Source organism: Ruegeria sp. BI11 (assembly GCF_056538005.1).
In genome coordinates this window covers 855,730-877,189 of sequence record NZ_JBQFSM010000001.1, presented here as the reverse complement: position 1 = coordinate 877,189, position 21,460 = coordinate 855,730, and the positions used below count along the sequence as shown (strand labels likewise).

21 protein-coding genes are annotated in these 21,460 nt (G+C 58.0%); 16 read left to right on the top strand and 5 right to left on the bottom strand.

What is annotated here, in order from left to right; translation table 11 throughout:
• Positions 1 to 23: 23 nt before the first annotated feature.
• The 5 genes from ACR0DT_RS04355 to ACR0DT_RS04335 all read left to right on the top strand — a co-directional run bounded on the left by ACR0DT_RS04355 (position 24) and on the right by ACR0DT_RS04335 (position 5,411).
• Positions 24 to 695 (top strand): hypothetical protein, encoded by a 672-nt coding sequence (locus ACR0DT_RS04355; RefSeq protein WP_480709568.1) that lies wholly within the window; start codon positions 24 to 26, stop codon positions 693 to 695.
• A gap of 39 nt (positions 696 to 734) precedes the next feature.
• On the top strand, positions 735 to 2,057 hold the full coding sequence (locus ACR0DT_RS04350) for a PQQ-like beta-propeller repeat protein (RefSeq protein WP_480709567.1): 1,323 nt from the start codon (positions 735 to 737) through the stop codon (positions 2,055 to 2,057).
• Positions 2,058 to 2,105: 48 nt separating this feature from the next.
• A complete protein-coding gene (gene der / locus ACR0DT_RS04345) occupies positions 2,106 to 3,569 on the top strand; it encodes a ribosome biogenesis GTPase Der (protein ID WP_480709566.1) in 1,464 nt (487 codons plus the stop codon).
• A 165-nt stretch (positions 3,570 to 3,734) separates the two neighbouring features.
• Positions 3,735 to 4,721 carry a fatty acid desaturase gene (locus tag ACR0DT_RS04340; protein WP_480709565.1) on the top strand — a complete coding sequence of 329 codons (987 nt, stop codon included), beginning with the start codon at positions 3,735 to 3,737 and terminating at the stop codon, positions 4,719 to 4,721.
• 96 nt (positions 4,722 to 4,817) lie between these two features.
• Entirely contained in the window at positions 4,818 to 5,411 is a 594-nt protein-coding gene (locus ACR0DT_RS04335; protein ID WP_480709564.1) for a helix-hairpin-helix domain-containing protein, read from the top strand.
• Positions 5,412 to 5,469: 58 nt separating this feature from the next.
• Here the strand turns inward: ACR0DT_RS04335 and serS are convergent, their stop codons facing one another.
• Both serS and ACR0DT_RS04325 read right to left on the bottom strand, forming a co-directional pair.
• The gene (serS, locus tag ACR0DT_RS04330) at positions 5,470 to 6,762 is read right to left on the bottom strand and encodes a serine--tRNA ligase (protein WP_480709563.1); all 1,293 of its coding nucleotides are present in this window, start codon (positions 6,760 to 6,762) and stop codon (positions 5,470 to 5,472) included.
• A gap of 71 nt (positions 6,763 to 6,833) precedes the next feature.
• Positions 6,834 to 8,498 carry a mechanosensitive ion channel family protein gene (locus ACR0DT_RS04325; protein WP_480709562.1) on the bottom strand — a complete coding sequence of 555 codons (1,665 nt, stop codon included), beginning with the start codon at positions 8,496 to 8,498 and terminating at the stop codon, positions 6,834 to 6,836.
• Positions 8,499 to 8,699: 201 nt separating this feature from the next.
• Here ACR0DT_RS04325 and yajC point away from each other — a divergent pair, with 201 nt between their 5' ends.
• The 10 genes from yajC (at position 8,700) to ACR0DT_RS04275 (ending at position 15,610) form a co-directional block, all read left to right on the top strand.
• A complete protein-coding gene (yajC, locus tag ACR0DT_RS04320) occupies positions 8,700 to 8,987 on the top strand; it encodes a preprotein translocase subunit YajC (protein WP_480709561.1) in 288 nt (95 codons plus the stop codon).
• Positions 8,988 to 9,020: 33 nt separating this feature from the next.
• Complete coding sequence (secD, locus tag ACR0DT_RS04315) at positions 9,021 to 10,682, top strand: protein translocase subunit SecD (RefSeq protein WP_480709560.1); 1,662 nt, start codon at positions 9,021 to 9,023, stop codon at positions 10,680 to 10,682.
• 1 nt (position 10,683) lies between these two features.
• Positions 10,684 to 11,652, top strand: a complete 969-nt coding sequence (gene secF / locus ACR0DT_RS04310) for a protein translocase subunit SecF (protein ID WP_170349109.1) — start codon at positions 10,684 to 10,686, stop codon at positions 11,650 to 11,652.
• Positions 11,633 to 12,391 carry a TSUP family transporter gene (locus ACR0DT_RS04305; protein ID WP_480709559.1) on the top strand — a complete coding sequence of 253 codons (759 nt, stop codon included), beginning with the start codon at positions 11,633 to 11,635 and terminating at the stop codon, positions 12,389 to 12,391. Before secF ends, ACR0DT_RS04305 begins: the two co-directional genes overlap by 20 nt.
• Before the next feature lie 9 nt (positions 12,392 to 12,400).
• Positions 12,401 to 12,754 carry an Mth938-like domain-containing protein gene (locus tag ACR0DT_RS04300; RefSeq protein ID WP_480709558.1) on the top strand — a complete coding sequence of 118 codons (354 nt, stop codon included), beginning with the start codon at positions 12,401 to 12,403 and terminating at the stop codon, positions 12,752 to 12,754.
• Positions 12,755 to 12,820: 66 nt separating this feature from the next.
• The gene (gene ccmA / locus ACR0DT_RS04295) at positions 12,821 to 13,435 is read left to right on the top strand and encodes a heme ABC exporter ATP-binding protein CcmA (protein WP_480709557.1); all 615 of its coding nucleotides are present in this window, start codon (positions 12,821 to 12,823) and stop codon (positions 13,433 to 13,435) included.
• Positions 13,432 to 14,088 carry a heme exporter protein CcmB gene (gene ccmB / locus ACR0DT_RS04290; protein ID WP_058280640.1) on the top strand — a complete coding sequence of 219 codons (657 nt, stop codon included), beginning with the start codon at positions 13,432 to 13,434 and terminating at the stop codon, positions 14,086 to 14,088. Before ccmA ends, ccmB begins: the two co-directional genes overlap by 4 nt.
• A 61-nt stretch (positions 14,089 to 14,149) precedes the next feature.
• On the top strand, positions 14,150 to 14,923 hold the full coding sequence (locus ACR0DT_RS04285; protein ID WP_480709556.1) for a heme ABC transporter permease: 774 nt from the start codon (positions 14,150 to 14,152) through the stop codon (positions 14,921 to 14,923).
• Positions 14,920 to 15,078, top strand: a complete 159-nt coding sequence (gene ccmD, locus ACR0DT_RS04280) for a heme exporter protein CcmD (RefSeq protein ID WP_480709555.1) — start codon at positions 14,920 to 14,922, stop codon at positions 15,076 to 15,078. The genes ACR0DT_RS04285 and ccmD overlap by 4 nt, the downstream gene beginning before the upstream one ends.
• Positions 15,071 to 15,610 carry a DsbE family thiol:disulfide interchange protein gene (locus ACR0DT_RS04275; RefSeq protein WP_480709554.1) on the top strand — a complete coding sequence of 180 codons (540 nt, stop codon included), beginning with the start codon at positions 15,071 to 15,073 and terminating at the stop codon, positions 15,608 to 15,610. The genes ccmD and ACR0DT_RS04275 overlap by 8 nt, the downstream gene beginning before the upstream one ends.
• 73 nt (positions 15,611 to 15,683) lie before the next feature.
• Here the strand turns inward: ACR0DT_RS04275 and acnA are convergent, their stop codons facing one another.
• The gene (gene acnA, locus ACR0DT_RS04270) at positions 15,684 to 18,374 is read right to left on the bottom strand and encodes an aconitate hydratase AcnA (RefSeq protein WP_480709553.1); all 2,691 of its coding nucleotides are present in this window, start codon (positions 18,372 to 18,374) and stop codon (positions 15,684 to 15,686) included.
• Positions 18,375 to 18,593: 219 nt separating this feature from the next.
• On the opposite strand from acnA, the gene ACR0DT_RS04265 reads away from it, so the two are divergent.
• Positions 18,594 to 19,295 (top strand): DUF1223 domain-containing protein, encoded by a 702-nt coding sequence (locus ACR0DT_RS04265; protein ID WP_480709552.1) that lies wholly within the window; start codon positions 18,594 to 18,596, stop codon positions 19,293 to 19,295.
• Here the strand turns inward: ACR0DT_RS04265 and ACR0DT_RS04260 are convergent, their stop codons facing one another.
• Complete coding sequence (locus tag ACR0DT_RS04260) at positions 19,296 to 20,219, bottom strand: lysophospholipid acyltransferase family protein (RefSeq protein ID WP_480709551.1); 924 nt, start codon at positions 20,217 to 20,219, stop codon at positions 19,296 to 19,298.
• A gap of 97 nt (positions 20,220 to 20,316) precedes the next feature.
• Complete coding sequence (locus ACR0DT_RS04255) at positions 20,317 to 21,390, bottom strand: flagellar motor switch protein FliG (RefSeq protein ID WP_480709550.1); 1,074 nt, start codon at positions 21,388 to 21,390, stop codon at positions 20,317 to 20,319.
• Between the last annotated feature and the right edge of the window lie 70 nt (positions 21,391 to 21,460).

Sequence of the window (21,460 nt, the reverse complement as noted above, 5' to 3'; positions counted from 1 at the left end):
ATGTGACAGCCCGGGGAGCAGGGATGAGCGACGTCGACAGTTTTATTGATGAGGTGACCGAAGAGGTTCGCCGTGATCGCCTGTTTCTGCTGCTGCGCCGTTGGGGGTGGATTGGCGTGCTGGCGGTAGTCCTGATTGTGGGCGGGGCCGCATTCAACGAATTTCGCAAAGCCCGTACCACCGGTCAGGCTGAAAAGCTGGGTGATGAGATTCTCAGCGCACTTGCGCAGAATGACTCGGCAGAACGTGCCGCCAATCTTGCCAGCATCGAGGCCGCCACACCCGGCGGTGACGCGGTTCTGAATATGCTGCTGGCTTCGTCGCAGACCGAAGCCGGGTCGCGGCAAGAAGCTGTGGACAGCCTGAATGCCATAGCCGTTCAGGGCGAGCTGCCGGAAATCTATCGCTCAATTGCGGCGTTCAAAGCATTGCTACTGCAAAGCGACACTCTGCCGGTGGCGGATCGCCGTCAGCAGTTCGAAGCGCTGGCCGCGCCTGGCGCGCCGCTGCGGTTGTTGGCCGAAGAACAACTGGCGCTGATTGATGTTTCCGAAGGGAACGTCGACGCGGCGATCGAGCGCCTGCAGGCGATGCGGCAGGATGCCGAGATCGGCGTGGACCTTCAGCAGCGTGCTGCTCAATTGATTGTTGCCCTTGGTGGCGAACCGGAACCGCTGGTGGCCCGGCAGGGCTGATAAGGCGGCAAAAAGAATGACAGGCGAGTTCGGAGTATCATGGTGACAAGTCTTTTCTCCCGCATTGGATTGCCGGCTGCGGCCCTTTCGCTGACCGTGCTTGCCGCCTGCGAGGAACCTGAGGTCATTCTGCCCGGTGCCCGCGAAGATATCCGGCCTACAACCGACAATGTCGCGGCGGTGATCCCAGGGTCGAAACCGATCAGCCTGCCTGCGCAAAGCGCGAACACCAATTGGTCGCAAAGCGCCGGGACACCAGCCTATCGCACCAACAACGCCGCATTGCGTTCAACGCCGCAGCGTGTCTGGTCAACCTCGATCGGAGACGGGGATTCGCGAAAACGCCGCATTACCGCTGAACCCGTTGTGGCCGGTGGCTTGATTTATACGCTGGATGCAGGTGCGACTGCCTCTGCCGTTACTCCTCAAGGGCAGGTGGCTTGGAGCACGAACCTGATCCCAGCCAGCGATGGCGACTCGGACGCGACGGGTGGTGGGTTGGCCTATGCCAATGGTGTACTTTACGTGTCGTCCGGGTTTGGGCGCCTGACGGCGCTTGATGCAAAAACTGGTGCGATCAAATGGCAAAAGCGTCTGAACGCCACCGGCAGCGGCGCGCCTTTGGTCAATGATGGTTTGCTGTACCTGGTCGCAGGTGATGAAACTGGCTGGGCAGTGAATACCAAGGATGGCCGTATCGCGTGGCAGGTTCAGGGCACGCCGAGCGTAGGTAATGTTCTGGGTGCCCCGGCCCCCGTCGTCGCATCGGAATTTGCCGTCTTTGCCTTTGGGTCGGGTGATATTGCCGCGTCTTTCCGTAAAGGGGGAATTGGGCGCTGGAATTCCTCGGTCGCAGGCGGGCGTCGGGGTCGTGCAGCCGCGCAGATCGTCGATGTGACAGGCGGTCCCATGGTTGTTGGAGATACGATTTATATCGGCAATCACTCGGGCCGAACCGTGGCGTTTGACGCCAGTTCGGGTGACCGGATTTGGACCGCTGATGAGGGTGCCGTGGATACGGTTTGGCCTGCAGGCGACAGCTTGTTCCTGATCAGCGACCGCAGCCAGTTGGTCCGACTGAATCGCGCGGACGGTTCTATTATCTGGGCGCGGGACCTACCGGGTTTCGTCAAGGACAAACCAAAGCGCCGTGGCCCGATCTTTGCGCACTATGGCCCGATCCTGGCCGGTGGGCGCATCGTGGTCGCCTCGAATGACGGGTACCTGCGGTTCTTCAATCCGGTCGATGGAACGCTGGTCAACAGTGTTGAAGTGCCAGGTGGTGCCACCACGGCGCCAGTCGTGGCGGGGCAGACACTGTACGTGGTGTCGACCAAAGGTGATCTACACGCTTTCCGTTGACCGCAAGATGCGCTAAAGGGCGCGTCTGAGTCTTGAAAGTTGAGTATCATGTCGCTGACCCTCGCCATCGTGGGGCGCCCGAATGTGGGCAAATCCACTCTGTTTAACCGCCTTGTGGGCAAACGTCTGGCCTTGGTCGACGACCAGCCCGGCGTGACACGCGACCTACGTGAAGGCGAAGGGCGTCTGGGTGATTTGCGGTTTACTGTGATCGACACGGCGGGGCTTGAGGACGCGACCGACGACAGCCTCCAGGGTCGGATGCGCCGCCTGACCGAGCGGGCGGTAGACATGGCTGATGTCTGCCTGTTCATGATCGACGCGCGAGTGGGGTTAACCCCGACTGATGAGATGTTCGCCGAGATCCTGCGCAAACGCTCAAAACATGTGATCCTCGCCGCCAACAAGGCGGAAGGAAACGCGGCGGATGCCGGTGTGCTCGAGGCGTACAATCTGGGTCTGGGTGAGCCAGTGCGCCTGTCGGGCGAGCATGGCGAGGGGATGACGGACCTCTATGCACAACTCATGCCCTTAGCAGATTCGGCAGCCGAGCAGGCTAAGGATGATACTCCGCAAACCGATATCGAATTGGATGAAGACGGCGAGGGCGAAGCGCCTCTGATCACAGCTGCCAAACCATTGCAGGTTGCGGTTGTAGGTCGGCCGAATGCCGGTAAGTCCACCCTGATTAACAAGATCATCGGCGAAGATCGTTTGCTAACGGGTCCCGAGGCGGGAATCACGCGTGATGCGATTAGTCTGCGCATCGATTGGGCAGATCCCGATGGTGAAAGCACTCCGATGCGGATATTCGACACCGCCGGGATGCGCAAAAAGGCCAAAGTACAGGAAAAGCTGGAAAAGCTTTCGGTATCCGACGGGCTGCGCGCTGTTAAATTTGCTGAGGTTGTGGTGGTGCTGTTGGATGCGGCGATTCCGTTCGAGCAACAGGATCTGCGCATCGCCGATCTGGCCGAGCGCGAAGGACGTGCTGTCGTTGTTGCCGTGAATAAATGGGATATCGAAGAGGACAAGCAGGAAAAACTGCGCGATCTGAAAGAATCCTTTGAACGTCTGCTGCCGCAATTGCGTGGCGCGCCGCTGATCACCGTGTCGGCCAAGACGGGCCGGGGGCTGGAACGTTTACGCGCCGCCATCCTGCGCGCCCATGATGTCTGGAACCGCCGCGTGCCCACAGCGGCACTGAACCGCTGGTTGACAGCCATGCTGGAACAGCACCCGCCGCCAGCACCACAGGGCCGCCGGATCAAGCTGCGCTATATGACTCAGGCCAAGACACGTCCCCCCGGATTTGTGGTCATGTGTTCGCATCCCGACAAGATGCCGGACAGTTACACCCGCTATCTGGTGAATGGCTTGCGTCAGGATTTCGACATGCCCGGGACGCCAATCCGGCTGACGTTGCGCGGGCAGGGCGACAAGAATCCCTATAAGGGACGGCGCAAGAAAAACGCGGGCGCGCTGGCAAAACATCTCAAAGGTCGCGCATAACCGCGCCAATTTGCAGCATTTTCAGCTGTGGGGCGTGACAGCCCCGCTGCCACAGGCTAGCATTCGCCTGTGTGCATTTGTTTTTTGAGCGCGCAGCTTGATTGCAAGCAGGACGCAAATAGTTTCGTGGTGATATTAACTGGGCCAAACGTGGGGACAGGCTGAATGAATTTGCGGGAATATACACGCCAATACGCGGTGCAGGATAATCGGCTGGCCGCGCTAAGCTATTTTGGAACATTCGCTGTGTATTTCGCTTCGCTGGCGCTGGCGATTGTTTATGTTGATCGCTGGTATATCATGGTTCCCTCCGGGATCGTATTCGCCTTTTCCGCTGTGCGTCTCTACGTTTTGCAGCACGATTGCGGTCACCATTCCCTGTTCGAAACTCGGGAACAGAACGAATGGGCCGGGCATGGGCTGTCGCCCTTCACCTTTGCGCCGTTCGAAGTGATGAAGCAGAACCACAATCTGCACCATGCTGGGATCGGCAATCTAGAACACCGCGAAACCGGTGAGATTCATACCATGACCCTGCGCGAATGGAATGCGGCGGACTGGAAAAATCGTTTGTTCTACCGCCTTTACCGCAACCCCTTCATTTTGGTTCCGGTTGGCGCGCTGTTCACTTATTTCATCCGCTACCGCTGGCCAAAAAACACCGTGCGCTTTGGCGTAACAGGGGTATTGCTGCACAATCTGTCGATCGTGATCTTCTTAGGTCTGCTATATCTGATCGCTGGTATGACCGGAATTCTGGTGTGGCTGGTGTTTTCGTTTATAGGGGGCATGTTGGGCGTGTTCCTTGTTTATCTGCAGCATAATTTCGAAGACACCTATTGGGATCGCCGCCCGGATCTTGATCCGCAACTGGCGGCCCTGCAGGGGTCTTCCGCTTTGGATTTCGGTTGGTGGTTCGACAATGCGGTGGCTTGTATCACGCTGCACGATATCCATCATTTTAACGCGCGCATCCCGTCATACCGGCTGCGGGCGTGCCATTATAACTTGCCACCCGAAGTCACACCGCGTCGGATCAAGTTCCCCGAAGCAGTGGCGGCGCTGAATTTGAAACTGTGGGACGAGGATGCGAAACGCCTCGTACCGTTCCCGAAAAAGGACAGAACCGGCACTCTGGCCCACAGCAGCTGACACACAGGAGTCGCTAAATTGGCTTGTCGAATTGCGGGCGGGTGTATCCAGTCTGCATGCGATTAAAATAACAGGGAGAGAAAGGAAGGATTTGTAATGACTGCAGTGACCGACGTAAAAGGTGTGGGAAAGGCGCTTGGGCAGGCGCTTATCGCCAACGGATTCAAGACCGCCGAAGCCCTCGCCAAAGCCAATCCAACCGACCTGGTCAAGATCCCCCGAATAGGTGTGTCCAATGCGTCGCTACTGATCGCTGCCGCGAAGGAGGCGATTGCCTCCAAACCTGCGCCCAAAGCCGGAAGTGCAAAACCTGCGGCTAAGGTTGCCAGCCGCCGAGCGCCTGCACGCAAACCTGCAGCGCGCAGACCTACAGCTCGGAAAACCGTTGCCGCGGCCGCCGCCGAAAAGCGCGCCGAAGAGGCTGCTCGCAAGGCAGCCGAAGAAAAAGCTGTAGCAGAGGCTAAAGCTCGTAAAAAGGCCAAAGCCAAGGCAAAGGCCGATAAAGCTGCTAAAAAGCTGCAAGAGATGGAGGCCGCAATCTCCAAGGCCAAGGACAAGGTGAAGGCCAAGTCCAAAAAAGACAAAAAGTCCAAGAAGGACAGTAAGAAAGACAGTAAGAAAAAAGATCTGTCCAAGAAGGACGGTAAGAAAAAAGATAAGAAGAAGGATAAGAAAAAGGCGAAGAAGTAATTCTCCTCCGCCTTTGGTTCTTGTTGACCGGCACTGTGTCACGCGTGTGCCGGTTTTTTTACGCCAGTGTGCCGTCCAATTGCAGCGTCTGCTTGCCGCCCAGATACGGGGCGAGCACTTCGGGCAGGGTCACTGTGCCATCTGCGTTCTGGCCGTTTTCAAGCACTGCAATCAGGCAGCGCCCTACCGCCAGCCCCGAACCATTCAGCGTGTGAACATATTCTGGTTTTCCGCCGCCTTCGGGGCGGAAACGGGCGTTCATGCGGCGGGCCTGGAAATCGCCGCAGGTCGAGACCGAGCTGATCTCACGATACGTGTTCTGACCGGGAAGCCAGGCCTCGATGTCATAGGTGCGACGTGCGCCAAAGCCCATGTCGCCGGTGCACAGGATCACGGTACGATAGGGGATGCCCAGTTTTTCCAGAATCCCTTCGGCACAGCGCAGCATGCGTTTTTGTTCCTCATCCGACTTGTCGGGATGCGTGACCGAAACCATCTCGACCTTTTCGAACTGGTGTTGGCGCAGCATGCCGCGTGTGTCTTTGCCAGCCGAACCGGCCTCGGACCGGAAACACAGGGAATGTGCAGTATAGCGGCGGGGCAAGTAGCTTTCCTCGATCATCGTGTCGTTGACGATGTTGGTCAGCGACACCTCGGACGTTGGGATCAGCCACCAGCCCTCGCGTGTTTGATAGCTGTCCTCGCCGAATTTCGGCAGTTGACCTGTGCCCTGCATCATCTCGGAGAGCACCAGAACGGGGCCGTTGACCTCGGTCAGGTCGTTTTCGTTGATATGCGTGTCCAGCATGAATTGCGCCAGCGCCCGATGGATGCGCGCAACACCGCCGGACAGCAGCACGAAACGCGAGCCGGATAGTTTGGCCGCGGTTTCGAAATCCATGCCGTTCTGGACGGCTTCGATTTCGAAATGTTCTTTCGGGGCAAAATCCAAGTCAGGCGGGGTGCCCCAGCGGTTGATCTCGACATTGTCGTTCTCATCCGCGCCTTCTGGCACATCCTCGGCGGGCAGGTTGGCGATGCGGATCAACTGGTCGGTCAACAGAGCGTCCAGGTCCTTGGCCTCGGTTTGCATGCGGGCGATTTCGGCCTTTTTCTCGGCCACCAGTGCGCGCAGGCGCTGGAATTCGTCCTCATCACCGCGTCCTTTGGCGGCACCGACCTCTTTGCTGGCTTTGTTCTGTTCTGCCTGCGCGGTTTCGGCGGCCAGAATCTTGGCCCGGCGGCTTTCGTCCAGCCTCAACAAATCTGACGACACCGGCGCATCCCCACGGCGCGCCAGGGCGGCGTCGAAGGCGTCAGGGTTTTCGCGAATGGCGCGGATGTCGTGCATGGTTCAGATCCTTAATGCGTGAATCACTAGGACCGCTTATGCACCATCTGAAAGGCAGGGTGTAGCACCGGTTACGACTTATCAGCGTCCTCGTGTTCTTCATGCGCCAGATGCCCATCCCATTCCTCGGCAGGGATTTTCGGCTCAGGTGGATCGGCCATGTAAGACGGCGTCATGATCTGCACGTTGTTTTCATTGAACACGGCCACGATATTGCGGTGCAGATCCGATCTGATCTTCGGAATGATGCTGCCCCGCGTGGTATAACCGTTGATCTGATAGTTGATTGCGTAATCGGCTAGTGCGGTCCACAACACGAACGGCTCAGGCTTGGCTTTTATTCCCTTGGTGCGCTTGGCAGCTTCGATCAACATAGCCTCAACTTTTTCAGGGGGCTCTTCATAACCAATGCCTACGGTGGTGTGCAGCAACAGTCCGCTGCCATCTGTTTTCTTTGAAAAATTCACTACATCCGAGTTCATCAATTGCGCGTTGGGGATCGAGATCAGTTCATTCTTGATGGATTTCAGATGGGTCTCCATTAACTTGATCTGAACCACATCGCCGATGTGATCTCCGATCTGAATACGGTCTCCGATCGAGGTTGAGCGGCGGTAGATTACGAAAAGTCCCGCTAGCATGTTGGATACGACGGAATTCGCCCCCAGTGACAGCATGGCGCCAACCAGGATGGTCAGGCCCTGAAAGGCCGCCGAGTCCGATCCCGGTATATAGGGCACCGCAAAGACCAGCGCGATCAGGATGACGACGACGCGTGCAATATTGAAAGTTGGGTTGACCCAGTGCTTCTCGAAATCGCCCATGTCGAACGAGCCTGCTTCGACGGCATCAAAAAACACGCGCATGCCCTTGATGATGTACATCGTGACCCAGGTAATCAGGGCCAGCATGATCATATTGGGGATGTAGGACAGAATGCCCTTGAAGATTAGTAGAACCGGTTCGGTCAGGTAGGTCAGCAGCAACTGCGCGAAATAGCGGGTTTCGGCAAAGGCGAGCAGAACAAAGGATAGGTAGTAGTAGAAGCCCAGAAAGAAGATGATCAGAAGAACGAAATTCAGACCATAGCGGACCAAAGCGGCAATCGCCTCGGCCTGAACGCTTTTGGCGGTAGCGGTTTCAACATCCCGCAGATGGCGTTTGACGAATTTCAGCGTGCGCCATCTGATCCTGCGATGCAGCCAGAGGATCACAACGATGAATACGGCAAACCCAAACGTCCAGCCGGCGGCCTCAATCGCGCCCGATACACGCGCCTGCTCAGTGCGATTGGCGCGGTATGCTAAAATGGCTTCTTCGATGGCCTGACCATGTAGAAAGCTGAGAACATCCAGTTCCATCTGGTCCAGCTCAGCATCTGCCACAGTCACGATGGACACGATCACACCATCCGCGCGAATTCGGATGCCAAGGTCGGTGTCTTCGAACGAAATGTCGACCGAAGGGTCTTCTGATGCTTCGGCAACCTCGATAATCTTATCCTGGACACTTTCCGCACGTTCCGGCGCGGGTAGGGCGCTGGAGCCGCGTAGGAAGAATAGCATATCGCCGTCTACGATGACGGGGGCTTTGAAACTGTCTGTTTCCTCTGCATCGGGTTCAACGATTTCAGCGGGTGTTTCCTGAGCCCCAAGCGGTGCAGCTAGACACAAAACCAGGGCTATTAACAACAGCAAAAGCGTCAACAATTGGAATGGTTTGTAACGAGCTGCCATTGTGCCTCCTGAGGTTTGACTATAGCCGAGTTGAGGCCTCTGCCTAGGACATATCTGCAACGCTTTGATGCGACTTCATGCGTTGGGATCAGGTTCAGGTGGGTCACAGCGCCGCCTTTGCTTGCAAAGGCGCATCTCAGGGCATAGGTTCCCGCCAAATTTGCGGAACGGTACCGCAATACAAAGCAAAAGGAATATCCCATGGAAGGTGGCGCATTCGCCCAGTTTCTCCCGCTGATCCTGATCTTCGCGATCATGTATTTCCTGCTGATCCGTCCGCAGCAGAAGAAGATGAAGCAACATCAGGCCATGGTCGAGGCCGTGCGCCGCGGCGATCAAGTCGTCACCCAGGGCGGTCTGATCGGCAAAGTGTCGAAGGTCAAAGAAGGCGAGAACGAGATCGAGGTCGAGCTAGCCGAAAATGTCAAGGTTCGTGTGGTCAAGTCGACCATCGCGCAGGTTCTGAACAAGACCGAACCGGCGAAGTAACTTCGCGCGATAATTCCTTGAAAAGGCAGGGTAATGCTGCAAATTAATACCTGGAAGCGGGTTCTGATCTGGTCGGTCTGTGTGATCGGCCTGCTGATGGCCCTGCCGAATGCGTTTTACACGCGTGTCGAGCAATCCAACGATGCCAAGGCCGCGATTGAACTTGGCATCGACACCCCCGAGATGCAGGCTCAGGCGGCGCAATGGCCCAACTGGCTACCGTCATCTCTGGTTAATCTGGGCCTCGATCTGCGGGGCGGTGCGCATCTGCTGGCCGAAGTAAAGGTCGAGGATGTCTACGAATCTCGGATGGAGGCAATGTGGCCGGAAATCCGTGATGCGTTGCGCGATGAACGCGCGACCGTTGGTACGATCCGCAAACAGGAATCAGCTCCGGATGAGATTCGCGTTCGCATCAGCCAGCCCGAGGGCATGTCCCGCGCGCTGGAGGTTGTGCGTGGGCTGGCCCGTCAGGTGCAAACGCTGACCGGCGTTGGTGCCACCGACATCGAAGCCCGCGCTGATGGGGATACGATTGTCGTGCAACTGTCCGAAGCCGAAAAACTCGCCTCGGATGACCGCACCGTGCGTCAGGCGCTGGAAATCATTCGCCGTCGTATCGACGAAGTCGGTACGCGAGAGCCGACAATTCAGCGTCAGGGTGCAGACCGCATTCTGATTCAGGTGCCGGGTATCGGCAGTGCTGGTGAATTGAAAGAGATCATCGGCACCACTGCTCAGCTGACCTTCAACTCGGTGGCTGGACGCGGCACCGACCCGGACGCAGTACCGGGCATCGGGCAAGAGGTCGTTCCGTCCATTGATGAGGATGGCGTTTACTACATCATCGAATCCGCCCCTGTTGTGACGGGTGAAGAACTGGTGGACGCGCAACCCTCGTTTGACCAAAACGGCCGCCCGGCGGTCAGCTTCCGGTTCAACACTTCCGGTGCACGTAAATTTGGTGACTACACACTGGAAAACATCGGTGCACCGTTTGCCATCGTGCTTGATGACGAGGTGATCTCGGCCCCGGTGATCCAAAGCCATATTCCGGGCGGGTCTGGTATCATCACCGGCAACTTCACCGTCGAGGAAAGCACCAATCTGGCCGTTCTTCTACGCGCCGGTGCCCTGCCTGCAGGGCTGGAGTTCCTTGAAGAGCGCACGATTGGTCCCGAACTGGGGCAGGACAGCATCGACGCCGGTAAAGTGGCCACCATCGTGGCCTTTGTCGCGGTGCTGACTTTCATGGCGCTCAGCTATGGTCTGTTCGGGGTGTTTGCCAATATTGCGCTAATCGTCAACGTGGGGCTGTTGTTCGGCCTGCTGTCGCTGATCGGGGCCACGCTGACCTTGCCGGGTATTGCGGGGATCGTCCTGACGGTCGGTATGGCGGTGGACGCCAATGTGCTGATTTTCGAGCGTATCCGCGAAGAGCTGAAATCCGCCAAAGGCCCGGCGCGCGCGATTGAGCTGGGTTATGAAAAGGCGCTGTCGGCCATTCTGGACGCCAACGTCACCACTTTCATCACCGCCGTGATCCTGTTTGCCATGGGCAGCGGACCGGTGCGTGGGTTCGCGATTACGCTGGGTCTGGGTATTCTGACCTCGGTCTTCACCGCGATCTTCGTGACGCGTTTGATGATCGTGATGTGGTTCGAACGCCGCCGTCCGAAAATGATCGAGGTTTGACATGAGACTGAAACTCGTACCCCAAAATACCTCGTTCGATTTTTTCAGCCGCTGGAAGGTCTGGCTGGGTATCTCGGCCCTGATGATGGTCGTGGCGTTCACGTCCTTCATGCTGCAGGGTCTGAACTTCGGTATCGACTTCCGCGGCGGGACCACGATCCGGACCCAATCCGCACAGGAAATCGACGTCGGTGCTTATCGCGATGCCATCTCTCCGCTGGAACTGGGCGATGTCAGCATCACCGAGATTTTCGACCCTACCTTTGGGCCGGATGAAAACGTCGCCATGATCCGCATTCAGGCGCAGGCCGACGCCGAGGCTGTCTCGGCCGCGACGGTTACCGCCGTGGAAGAGGCACTGAAGGTCGCTGCGCCGGATATCGAGTTTGTGTCCGTCGAATCCGTTGGCCCCAAAGTGTCAGGCGAACTGATCCAGACCGCTGTGATCGCAGTGGTTTTGGCTATCGGGGCGGTGCTGGTATATATCTGGCTGCGCTTCGAATGGCAGTTTGCGCTGGGCGCTGTTGCGGCGCTGGTGCATGACGTGATCCTGACTATAGGCATTTTCTCGGAGCTACAGATCCGGTTCGACCTGGCCATTATCGCTGCGCTTTTGACCATCGTGGGCTATTCGCTGAACGACACCGTAGTTGTGTTCGACCGCGTTCGCGAGAACCTGCGGAAGTATAAGAAGAAAGACCTGAAAGAGGTCCTGAACATCTCGATCAACGAAACGCTCAGCCGTACTGTTATGACCTCGGTGACCACGCTGCTGGCGCTGATCTCGCTTTATGTGCTGGGCGGGGATGTGATCCGCGGCTTTGTCTTTGCGATGATCTGGGGCGTGATCGTGGGAACCTATTCGTCGGTCTTTGTGGCCTCGACCATTCTGTTGTGGCTGGGTGTCAAGCGCGACTGGTCCAAACCGTCGAATACGGCGGGCAATCAGTTTGCCAACATCGACGCCTGATATTTTCGGCCAGTCCCCAACGGGGCTGGCCGTTATCTTTTTTGCAGCCTTCCTTGGCGGCATTGTTCGCGGGTTTTCCGGTTTCGGCACCGCGCTGATTTTCCTTCCCATCGCGACACCGTTCCTAGGTCCGTTCGGAGCCATCATTGGCCTGACCATCATGGACATCTTTGGCCCATTGCCGAACCTTCGCGGTGCGTGGAGCGTTGTGCATCGTAAAGATTTGCTGCGGTTGCTGGTGGGCTGTGCGCTGCTTTTGCCAATTGGTCTGTGGACCTTGACGCAGGTCGAGCCCGAGGTGTTCCGCTATGCCGTCAGCCTGCTGGCGCTGTTCATGCTGGCGGTTTTGATCCTTGGGCTGCGGTATCACGGCCATGTCGGCCGATGGATGGTCGCGGGCATCGGCGCAGCCGCCGGGTTTCTTGGCGGCGTAGCGGGTTTGCCCGGCCCGGCGGTGATCCTGTTCTATATGTCCCGACCCGTACCCATCGAAGTAATCCGCGCAACGATTCTGTTGTTCCTGTTCGGTTTTGATTTCCTCATCCTTGGGTATCTGACCGGGATGGAGCGGATTACCTGGGCGGCAGCCGCACTGGGGCTTGCGCTGGCTGTGCCGAATGTGCTGGGCAACTGGCTGGGTGGTTGGTTGTTCCGACCAGCGTATGAAAAGATCTATCGCGCTGCCGCTTATCTGGCGATTGCGGTCGCGGCCTTGTCGGGCTTGCCGCTTTGGGGCTAGAAGGTGCCCATGCGCCTGAATGAGATTTCCTATACCAACGCAGTCCCGGTTGACGGGTATGGCCCGGGCTTTTTTCGGATCGGTGGGCAGGTTCACCAGGGGGCTGTTCTGACTGGCCCCGCAGGAACTGCAACCTGGGGCGGATATCAGGACAATACACCGCTGTTGGACCTGTCCGATGCCGTGGACGTTTTGTTCATTGGCACCGGGGCCGAACTCAATCACATCCCTGCTGATCTGCGCGTGGCCCTGGAAAATGCCGGGATTGGGGTCGAGATCATGAACTCCCCGGCTGCGTGTCGCACGTACAATGTGCTGTTGTCCGAAGGACGGCGTGTTGCGCTGGCCTTATTGCCGGTCTGATCTGTCGGCAAGGCCTGCGTCAAATCTCGCCTTTTGCCCCTGACGGCAATGAGATAAGCGGGACCCATGACATTGACTGTAACCGATCTGGCCATCGCCCGTGGCGGCGTTCCTGTGCTTGAAGGGCTGAGTTTTGCCTTGCAACCGGGCAAAGCGCTGATTCTGCGCGGGCCGAACGGGATCGGCAAGACGACATTGCTGCGCACGCTGGCGGGATTGCAGCCTCCGCTGGCGGGGCAGATTATCGGGGCCGAGGACCAGATCGCCTATGCCTCACATTCCGATGGGTTGAAGCCGACGCTGACCGTAGTCGAGAATCTGACCTTCTGGGCCTCGGTCTTTGGCACGAATGGCATCCAGCCCGCGTTGGACGCCTTTGCGCTGAATGAGCTGTCGGATCGTCACGCGGGCAATCTGTCGGCGGGGCAAAAGCGGCGGCTGGGTCTGGCGCGGATGTTGGTCACCGGGCGGCCGATCTGGATGCTGGACGAACCCACCGTGTCGTTGGACAAAAACGCCGTGCAGATGTTTGCCGACGCAGTGCGGGCGCATCTGGGGCAGGGCGGCTCGGCCCTTATCGCCACCCATATCGACCTTGGCCTGGATGGCGAGGTTCTGGACGTGGGCCCCAATAAGGCGAAACCCAAATCCATCGACGATTTCGACGGAGGCTTCCTGTGATCGCCCTGTTGCTGCGTGACCTGAAGCTGGCCTTCCGCGCGGGTGGGGGATTTGGGCTCGGTCTGGCGTTTTTCCTGATCGTCACCGTTCTGGTGCCGTTTTCGGTCGGTCCGCAATCATCGCTGCTGTCCACCATTGCGCCGGGTGTTCTGTGGCTGGGTGCGTTGCTGGCCTGCCTGTTGTCGCTGGACCGCCTGCTTGCACTGGATTGGGAAGACGGCTCGCTTGACCTGCTGGCCACCGCGCCGCTGCCGCTAGAATCGGTAGTGACCATCAAAGCGCTGGCTCATTGGCTAACCACTGGTCTGCCACTGGTTTTGGCCGCACCATTTCTGGGCGTGTTGCTGAACCTGCCCGTGCCGGGGTTTTTCTGGCTGGTCGTATCGCTGTTGATCGGCACTCCGGCGATGAGTGTAATCGGTACCTTTGGCGCAGCGTTGACCGTTGGTCTGAAGCGCGGCGGATTGCTGTTGTCGCTGCTGGTTCTGCCACTGTATGTGCCAACACTGATCTTTGGGGCCGAGGTCGCGCGCCGCGGGGCCACGGGGATGGAAACACAGACCCCGCTGCTGATGCTCGCCGGGATCACCGCCGCAACAATTGCCCTCTTGCCCTTTGCCAGCGCTGCGGTGCTGCGCATTAACCTTCGCTGACGCGGTCAAACTTTGACTGATGTCAATTGAGAACGAACCCGACTCGGACTAGATAAGGCCCATGTCTATCGCAGCCAAAGCCAACGCCCTCTGGGAATACGCCAATCCGCGCAAGTTCCTTGCCACCAGTGAACGGGTGATGCCGTTTTTCTGGCTGTCATCGCTTGCCTGCATCGTGGTGGGGCTGGTGTGGGGGTTCTTCTTCACACCGGATGACTACAAGCAGGGCTCGACGGTCAAGATTATCTACCTTCATGTGCCTGCTGCGCTGATGGCGATCAATTGCTGGCTGATGATGTTGGCGACTTCGCTGGTCTGGTTGGTGCGGCGTCATCATGTCAGCGCGCTGGCGGCGCGTGCAGCGGCCCCTGTGGGCATCGTTATGACCCTGATTGCGCTGGCGACCGGTGCGATCTGGGGGCAGCCAATGTGGGGCACTTGGTGGGCCTGGGACCCGCGCCTGACCTCGTTCCTGATCTTGTTCCTGTTCTATCTGGGCTATGTCGCACTGTGGGAAGCCATCGAAGACCCGGATACAGCGGCTGATCTGACTTCGGTCCTGTGTCTGGTGGGGTCTGTCTTTGCGATCCTTAGCCGTTATGCAGTAAACTTCTGGAACCAGGGGCTGCATCAGGGCGCGTCCGTGATGCGTGCTGCCGCGGTGACCGGTGCGGATACCGAAGAGAAGGTTAGCAACATCTATTTCTACCCGCTGCTGCTTTGTATCATCGGGTTTGTACTGCTGTTCATTGCGCTGGTCCTGTATCGCACGGGCACGGAAATTCGCGCGCGCCGGGTCAAGGCGCTGCTGGCGCGGGAAAGGGTGAACGGATGATCCCTGATCTTGGAAAATATGCCGATACGGTTTTGTGGTCCTATGCGGCCTCGATCGGATTGCTGGCGCTGCTGATCGTGTTCAGCGTCGTACGCGGTCGCAAGGTTCGGGCCGATATGGAGAAGATCGAGCAAAGGATGACGCGCAATGGCTAAAATCTCGCCCCTGATGATTGCGCCGCCACTGATTTTTGGCGCTTTCGCCGTTCTGGCGGGCATCGGCATGTTCCGCGATGATCCCAACGCGTTGCCCTCGGCCCGCGAGGGTCAACCTTCGCCGCCTGTGGTCCTGACGGAATTCGCGGGCAAGCCGGGGTTTGATGATGCCACGCTGCGCGACGGAGAGGTCAAGCTCGTCAACTATTGGGCCAGTTGGTGCGCGCCATGCCGGGTTGAACATCCCAACCTGCAGGCCCTGTCAGATGAGGGCATTCCCGTTTACGGCATCAACTACAAGGATAAGCTGGCCAACGCCGAAGCGTTCCTGACTGAACTGGGCGATCCCTATGCCGGGATTGGCCGAGACGAGCAGGGGCGCATGGGATTGGACTGGGGCGTTTATGGCGTGCCCGAAACCTATGTGATCGACGGCGAAGGCACGATCATCCTGCGCTTTGCCGGTCCAATCACCCAGCGCGTGATAGAAAGCACGATTCGTCCGGCATTGGCAAAAGCGGCAGGCAACTAAAACTGCGATGGTTTGACCAAACGAGATAAGAAAAGGGCGCCCAATCGGGCGTCCTTAATTTTTGCATTCAGGCTTAGTCCGCCTTTGCCAAGTTCCGCAGCACGTATTGCAGAACACCGCCGTTTTCGACGTATTCGATCTCGGGCGCGGTATCTATGCGGCACTTGAGGGTGATGGTTTTCTCGGTGCCGTCGCCATAGGTAATGGTGCAGGGCACCTCTTGCAGCGGTTCAACTGTATCCAGACCGTGGATCGAGACAGTTTCGTCCCCCTTCAGCCCCAGCGATTTCCGGGTGTCTCCGCCGGTGAATTCGAACGGAATCACACCCATGCCGACCAGGTTCGAACGGTGGATACGCTCAAAGCTTTCGGCGATCACGGCCTTGATGCCCAGCAACGCAGTGCCCTTTGCGGCCCAATCGCGTGAGGATCCGGCACCGTATTGTTGGCCTCCGAACACCACAAGCGGAACGCCCTGTTCTTGATACGCCATCGACGCATCATAGATCGAGGTCTGCTGACCGTCCGGTCCTTTGGTATAGCCGCCCTCGACGCCATCCAGCATTTCGTTCTTGATGCGGATATTGGCGAACGTGCCGCGCATCATGACCTCGTGATTGCCCCGACGCGAGCCGTACGAGTTGAACTCGCGCGGCTGAACCTGACGCTCTGTCAGGTACTTGCCCGCAGGCGAGGTTGCCGCGAAGGACCCGGCGGGTGAGATGTGGTCGGTGGTGACCATGTCGCCTAGAATGGCCAGAACCTTAGCGCCGTCGATATTCGAGATGGTGCCCGGTTCGGGGCTCATGCCTTGGAAATAGGGCGGGTTCTGGATGTAGGTCGAGGTCGGAGGCCAGTCATAGGTCTCCTGTTGCGGAACTTCGACCGCCTGCCATTTCTCGTCGCCTTTGAATACGTCGGCATATTTCGACTGAAACGCATCGCGCGTGACGGTTTCCTGCACCAGATCAGCGATTTCCTTCTGATCCGGCCAGATATCTTTCATGAACACATCATTGCCGTCCTTGTCCTGACCGATCGGTTCCGAGGTCAGGTCGATATCCATGGTGCCCGCCAGCGCATAGACCACCACCAGCGGAGGGGAGGCCAGGTAGTTGGCGCGCACATCCGGTGAAATTCGACCTTCGAAGTTGCGGTTGCCCGACAGAACCGAGGTGGCCACCAGATCGCCCTCGGCAATAGCTTCGCTGATTTCTTTCTGGATCGGACCCGAGTTGCCGATACAGGTGGTGCAGCCGTAGCCCACAAGGTTGAACCCGATGGCGTCCAGATGCTGTTGCAGTCCGGCGGACTCAAGATATTCGGTCACGACCTGCGATCCGGGGGCCAGCGAGGTCTTGACCCAAGGCTGGCGGTTCAGGCCCAGCTCGTGCGCCTTTTTCGCGACCAAACCGGCGCCGATCATCACATAGGGGTTCGACGTGTTAGTGCACGATGTGATCGACGCAATCACCACTTTGCCGGATTCCATGGTGTAGTCTTCGCCTTTTACGTCGACCTCCTTGGCCATCGGGCGCTTGAAGGTTTCAGCCATTTCCTTGGTAAAGGCGGCTTTGGCATCGGTCAGTGCGACATAGTCCTGCGGACGTTTCGGGCCCGAAATCGCCGGAACGATGGTGCCCATGTCCAACGACAGGGTGTCCGTGTAGATCGGGGCGTAATTCTCATCCCGCCACAAGCCGTTTTCCTTGGCGTAGGCCTCGACCAGCGCCAGACGTTCTTCGTCACGTCCGGTATTGCGCATGTAGCGCAGGGTTTCGCCGTCAATCGGGAAGAATCCACAAGTTGCGCCGTACTCCGGCGCCATGTTGGCGATGGTTGCACGGTCTGCCAACGGCAGGCGATCCAAACCGTCGCCGAAGAACTCGACGAACTTACCCACAACACCTTTTGCGCGCAGCATCTCGACCACTTTTAGAACCAGATCGGTACCGGTGGTGCCTTCGACCATCGCGCCTGTCAGTTCAAAGCCGATCACTTCGGGGATCAGCATCGAGATCGGCTGACCCAGCATCGCGGCCTCGGCCTCGATACCGCCGACGCCCCAGCCCAAGACAGCCATGCCGTTGATCATGGTGGTGTGGCTGTCGGTGCCGACCAGCGTATCGGGATAGGCGACCTCTTCACCATTCTGGTCCTTGTCGCTCCAGACAGTCTGGCCCAGGTATTCCAGGTTCACCTGATGGCAGATGCCGGTGCCGGGTGGTACGACGCGGAAATTGTCGAAGGCAGACTGGCCCCATTTCAGGAACTGGTAGCGCTCCATATTCCGCTCATATTCTCGATCCACGTTCATCTGGAATGCGCGCGGATTGCCGAATTCGTCAATCATGACCGAGTGGTCGATGACCAGATCCACCGGGTTCAATGGATTGATCTTTTGCGCGTCGCCACCCAACGCCTTGATCCCATCGCGCATTGCGGCCAGATCGACCACGGCCGGAACTCCGGTGAAGTCCTGCATCAACACGCGGGCAGGGCGATAGGCAATCTCGCGTGGGTTTTTGCCGCCATTGGCACCCCATTCGGCAAAGGCTTTGATGTCGTCAACCGAAACAGAAAACCCGTCATCCTCAAACCGCAGGATGTTTTCTAACACCACTTTCAGCGCTGCGGGAAGCTTGGAAAAATCACCCAGACCGGCCTCTTGCGCGGCGCGAATCGAGTAATAGGCGATGGACTTGCCATTCACGCTCAGGCTGCGGCGTGTCTTGGCGGTATCCTGTCCTACGGTAATGGGCATTATTGGCCTCCCTTTCAAAAATTCTGGGTTTTGGGATTTGCTGATTGTTTTCTGTAGCATGATTGCTGCGCGTTCAAGGCTTAGATACCTTGACTCTAAAATTGTATGCGAAAGTATGCAATTCAAGGGTAATAGCTTTAAATCTCAAGAAACCTTGATTGGCGGTTGAGCGTCGATCCGTTTAAACCGGTTAAGCACCCAAAAAAACCGAGATTTCAGATGTTCAGAATTGCTCCTGCCGTTGTCTTTGTTTCCTTGTTCCTGGCCACCTCAGCCGTGGCCGAAAAGGACCCGGTCGTGGTTGAATTGTTCACTTCGCAGGGGTGTTCGTCGTGTCCACCAGCCGATGAATTGATGCATGATCTTGCACAGCGCGATGACGTGATTGGTCTGGCCCTGCATGTGGATTATTGGGACTATATCGGTTGGGAGGACGAATATGCCAATCCCGATCACACCCAGCGTCAGCGTGCCTATGCACGTCAGGGAGGGCGGTCGATGATCTATACCCCGCAGATGGTCATCAACGGGCAGCACGATGTTGTCGGTGCAAAATCTCAGGAGCTGGAGTATCTGATCGACGCCCATCTCAAAGCTGCACCCGAGGCCGAGGTAGTCGCGACCCGTTCGGGCAATGACGTGACGGTCGATGTTACGCCAGTCGAATTGCCAGAGGGTGAACTGTATGATGTGCGCGTGGTGCAGTATTCACCAATGCGCCATGCCTCGATCCGCCGAGGTGAGCTGGCGGGGCATGAGCTGGATTATGCAAATGTTGTAGAGACCTGGCAGGTGGCCGGGCAGTGGGACGGGGAGGCGCCGCAGCAGTTTTCCGCGGCGTTGACCTCGGACCTTCCGGCGGTCGTTTTGGTGCAAAAGGTTGGGCATGGACCAATCGTCGCGGCCGCCAAAGTTAAGTGATCAGGGCATATCCTCGGGGGCGACGCCCAAACCGTTCCAGGCCTTCCAACGCCTGTGAATCCAGAACCACTGACCCATGTGTTGGCGCACCATGGCTTCAAGATCGTCATTGGTGAACTGCGTCATTGTCTTAGGGTCCGTGTGCGGAACCGGATCGTGCAGAACGATTTCGAAATCAATGCCATTGGGCTGGCGGATGGCATAGCAGGGGATTAGCTCCGCCTTGTATTTCATTGTCAGTTCCGCGTTCAGGACGGATGTCACGGCGGGTTTACCAAAAAAGGTCAGCTCTTCTCCGCCCTGGGCATGTAGATCCGAGACTATAGCAATGATGCCACCTTTTTTGAGCGAGCGGACCATCTCGACCATACCGCGGCGGCCCTGTTCGAACATGGGCGCGCCGGTTTTGTAGAACGCATCGACATACATGTCATTGAAATACGGGTTCGCCATACGGCGATAGAGGCACCCTATGGGCTGGCCACTGCGGGTTTGCAGGGCAATCCGCGCGGCCAGATAGTGGCCGAAATGCGCGGTGATCATCATGACAGGGCGCCCCTCGGCCACGGCGGCATCGAAAGCGGCAATGCCCGGGCCAGAAATCTTGGCGGTGGCTTGCCGTTCAGTGAACCCCTCTGGCGAAAAATGCTCCATGATCGCGCGGCCGGCATTATCGGGAACAGCGCGGCAAATGCGTTTCACCTCGGCATCCGGCAGATCGGGGCAGGTGAGTTTCAGATTGCTGCGCACGCGCTTGGTGAACCCGACCAGGGGGGCAAGCCCGCGCACGATGGCTCCCATCGTTGCGATACGCCGTTCATACGGCAATAGACGCATCGCCCCGATCACACCTTTTAGAAACAGGCCGGTGACATAGTACTTTCGAAGCGCCCCGCGGCTGAGTTCCGACTTTTCGACGGGCATAATCTGGTCTCACCGGCTGTTGAATTCTGCCGGGTCAGACATACAAGCCACATCCCGTGACCACAAGCATTCCTATGGTCCAAGTCGCGATGCTTACCTATTCCTCATTTTCTTCGTCGATCAACGAGATTGTCCCTTCGTCGACCAAGGATCGGATGGCGCCTACAATCTGTGTCATGGCGTCTTCGGCGTCGGATTGTTTGACTCTGCCGCGTTCGCCTATCTCTTCGCGCAGGTTGTCGGCCATTCGTGACGACATGTTGGACAGCAGAAACTCGACCGTTTTTTGATCATCATCTGTTGTGGCCCCGGCCAGCGCGGTGACCAGATCGGCCTGATCCACGTCGCGAAGAACCGCCGGGACGTCACGCGGCAGAATGCGAGCTGGCACATGCGCAAAGGTAAAGATCGAGCGGCGCACGACACTGGCGAAATCCGAATCTTCTTCGTCTAACGCGGTCAGCAACCCGTCGCGTGTTGACGCAGCCGACTGGTTCAGTATGGCCCCTACACGAGCGCCCGGACCATCTGCAAACGCCTGCGACGGCCGCTGATCCAATTGCGCCGCCAGCGACCAGCCGATGCGTTCAACAGCTTCGGGTGTTACGTTGGCGGTCTTCGAAATTGCATAGGTAATCTGGCGGGCAATAGGGCCGGGCAGGTGCCCCAACAGTTGCGCGGCTTTTGCGGTTTCCAGTTTCGAAAGCATCACAGCGGCAATCTCGGTGCTTTCTGCCTGAGCCATGGCCGCCAAATCTTCGGTCGGGACTTCGCGCAGGCGTTGCCACGGATCGCCGATCTGACGCACTCCCGCCACCTTACGCAGCCGCGCCGCCGTTGTCGGGGCAATCTTGCCGTCCACCGCGTCCAAAGCACCGGCCAAACCGTGCGGGAAAGACAAGCCGACACTATCAAGTGCTTCGGCAAATTCTAGCGCGACCGCGTCCAATGTCACACGATCCACCAGACCCATTTCACCCAGTTGGTGGGTCAGCTTTTCCTGCAAATCATCGGGAAGGTCTTCCAGTGGGATATCCGCACCTTCGTTTAGCAGCAACCGCACAACTACGGCGGCCTTCTGTCGATTGCTGAGCGTACGGGGGATGACGCGAGGCGCGTCACTGTCCGCCTGATCTGTCACCGGAGCCGCCCCCGGCGCAAACTGTATCAAAGTGTTTGAATCCTGCATCTGCCTGCGGTGCCAAAGTTGCGTTCCACAGGCAGATTACGGAGAGTCGGGT

Excerpts from the sequence above, each read along its gene's own strand:
- ACR0DT_RS04335 (WP_480709564.1), top strand. The coding sequence starts at position 4,818 with ATGACTGCAGTGACCGACGTAAAAGGTGTGGGAAAGGCGCTTGGGCAG.
- ACR0DT_RS04285 (WP_480709556.1), top strand. The coding sequence starts at position 14,150 with ATGTCTATCGCAGCCAAAGCCAACGCCCTCTGGGAATACGCCAATCCG.
- ACR0DT_RS04265 (WP_480709552.1), top strand. The coding sequence starts at position 18,594 with ATGTTCAGAATTGCTCCTGCCGTTGTCTTTGTTTCCTTGTTCCTGGCC.
- ACR0DT_RS04350 (WP_480709567.1), top strand. The coding sequence starts at position 735 with ATGGTGACAAGTCTTTTCTCCCGCATTGGATTGCCGGCTGCGGCCCTT.
- secD (WP_480709560.1), top strand. The coding sequence starts at position 9,021 with ATGCTGCAAATTAATACCTGGAAGCGGGTTCTGATCTGGTCGGTCTGT.
- secF (WP_170349109.1), top strand. The coding sequence starts at position 10,684 with ATGAGACTGAAACTCGTACCCCAAAATACCTCGTTCGATTTTTTCAGC.
- der (WP_480709566.1), top strand. The coding sequence starts at position 2,106 with ATGTCGCTGACCCTCGCCATCGTGGGGCGCCCGAATGTGGGCAAATCC.
- acnA (WP_480709553.1), bottom strand. The coding sequence starts at position 18,374 with ATGCCCATTACCGTAGGACAGGATACCGCCAAGACACGCCGCAGCCTG.
- serS (WP_480709563.1), bottom strand. The coding sequence starts at position 6,762 with ATGCACGACATCCGCGCCATTCGCGAAAACCCTGACGCCTTCGACGCC.
- ccmA (WP_480709557.1), top strand. The coding sequence starts at position 12,821 with ATGACATTGACTGTAACCGATCTGGCCATCGCCCGTGGCGGCGTTCCT.
- yajC (WP_480709561.1), top strand. The coding sequence starts at position 8,700 with ATGGAAGGTGGCGCATTCGCCCAGTTTCTCCCGCTGATCCTGATCTTC.
- ACR0DT_RS04260 (WP_480709551.1), bottom strand. The coding sequence starts at position 20,219 with ATGCCCGTCGAAAAGTCGGAACTCAGCCGCGGGGCGCTTCGAAAGTAC.
- ACR0DT_RS04300 (WP_480709558.1), top strand. The coding sequence starts at position 12,401 with ATGCGCCTGAATGAGATTTCCTATACCAACGCAGTCCCGGTTGACGGG.
- ACR0DT_RS04275 (WP_480709554.1), top strand. The coding sequence starts at position 15,071 with ATGGCTAAAATCTCGCCCCTGATGATTGCGCCGCCACTGATTTTTGGC.
- ACR0DT_RS04340 (WP_480709565.1), top strand. The coding sequence starts at position 3,735 with ATGAATTTGCGGGAATATACACGCCAATACGCGGTGCAGGATAATCGG.
- ccmD (WP_480709555.1), top strand. The coding sequence starts at position 14,920 with ATGATCCCTGATCTTGGAAAATATGCCGATACGGTTTTGTGGTCCTAT.
- ACR0DT_RS04325 (WP_480709562.1), bottom strand. The coding sequence starts at position 8,498 with ATGGCAGCTCGTTACAAACCATTCCAATTGTTGACGCTTTTGCTGTTG.
- ACR0DT_RS04355 (WP_480709568.1), top strand. The coding sequence starts at position 24 with ATGAGCGACGTCGACAGTTTTATTGATGAGGTGACCGAAGAGGTTCGC.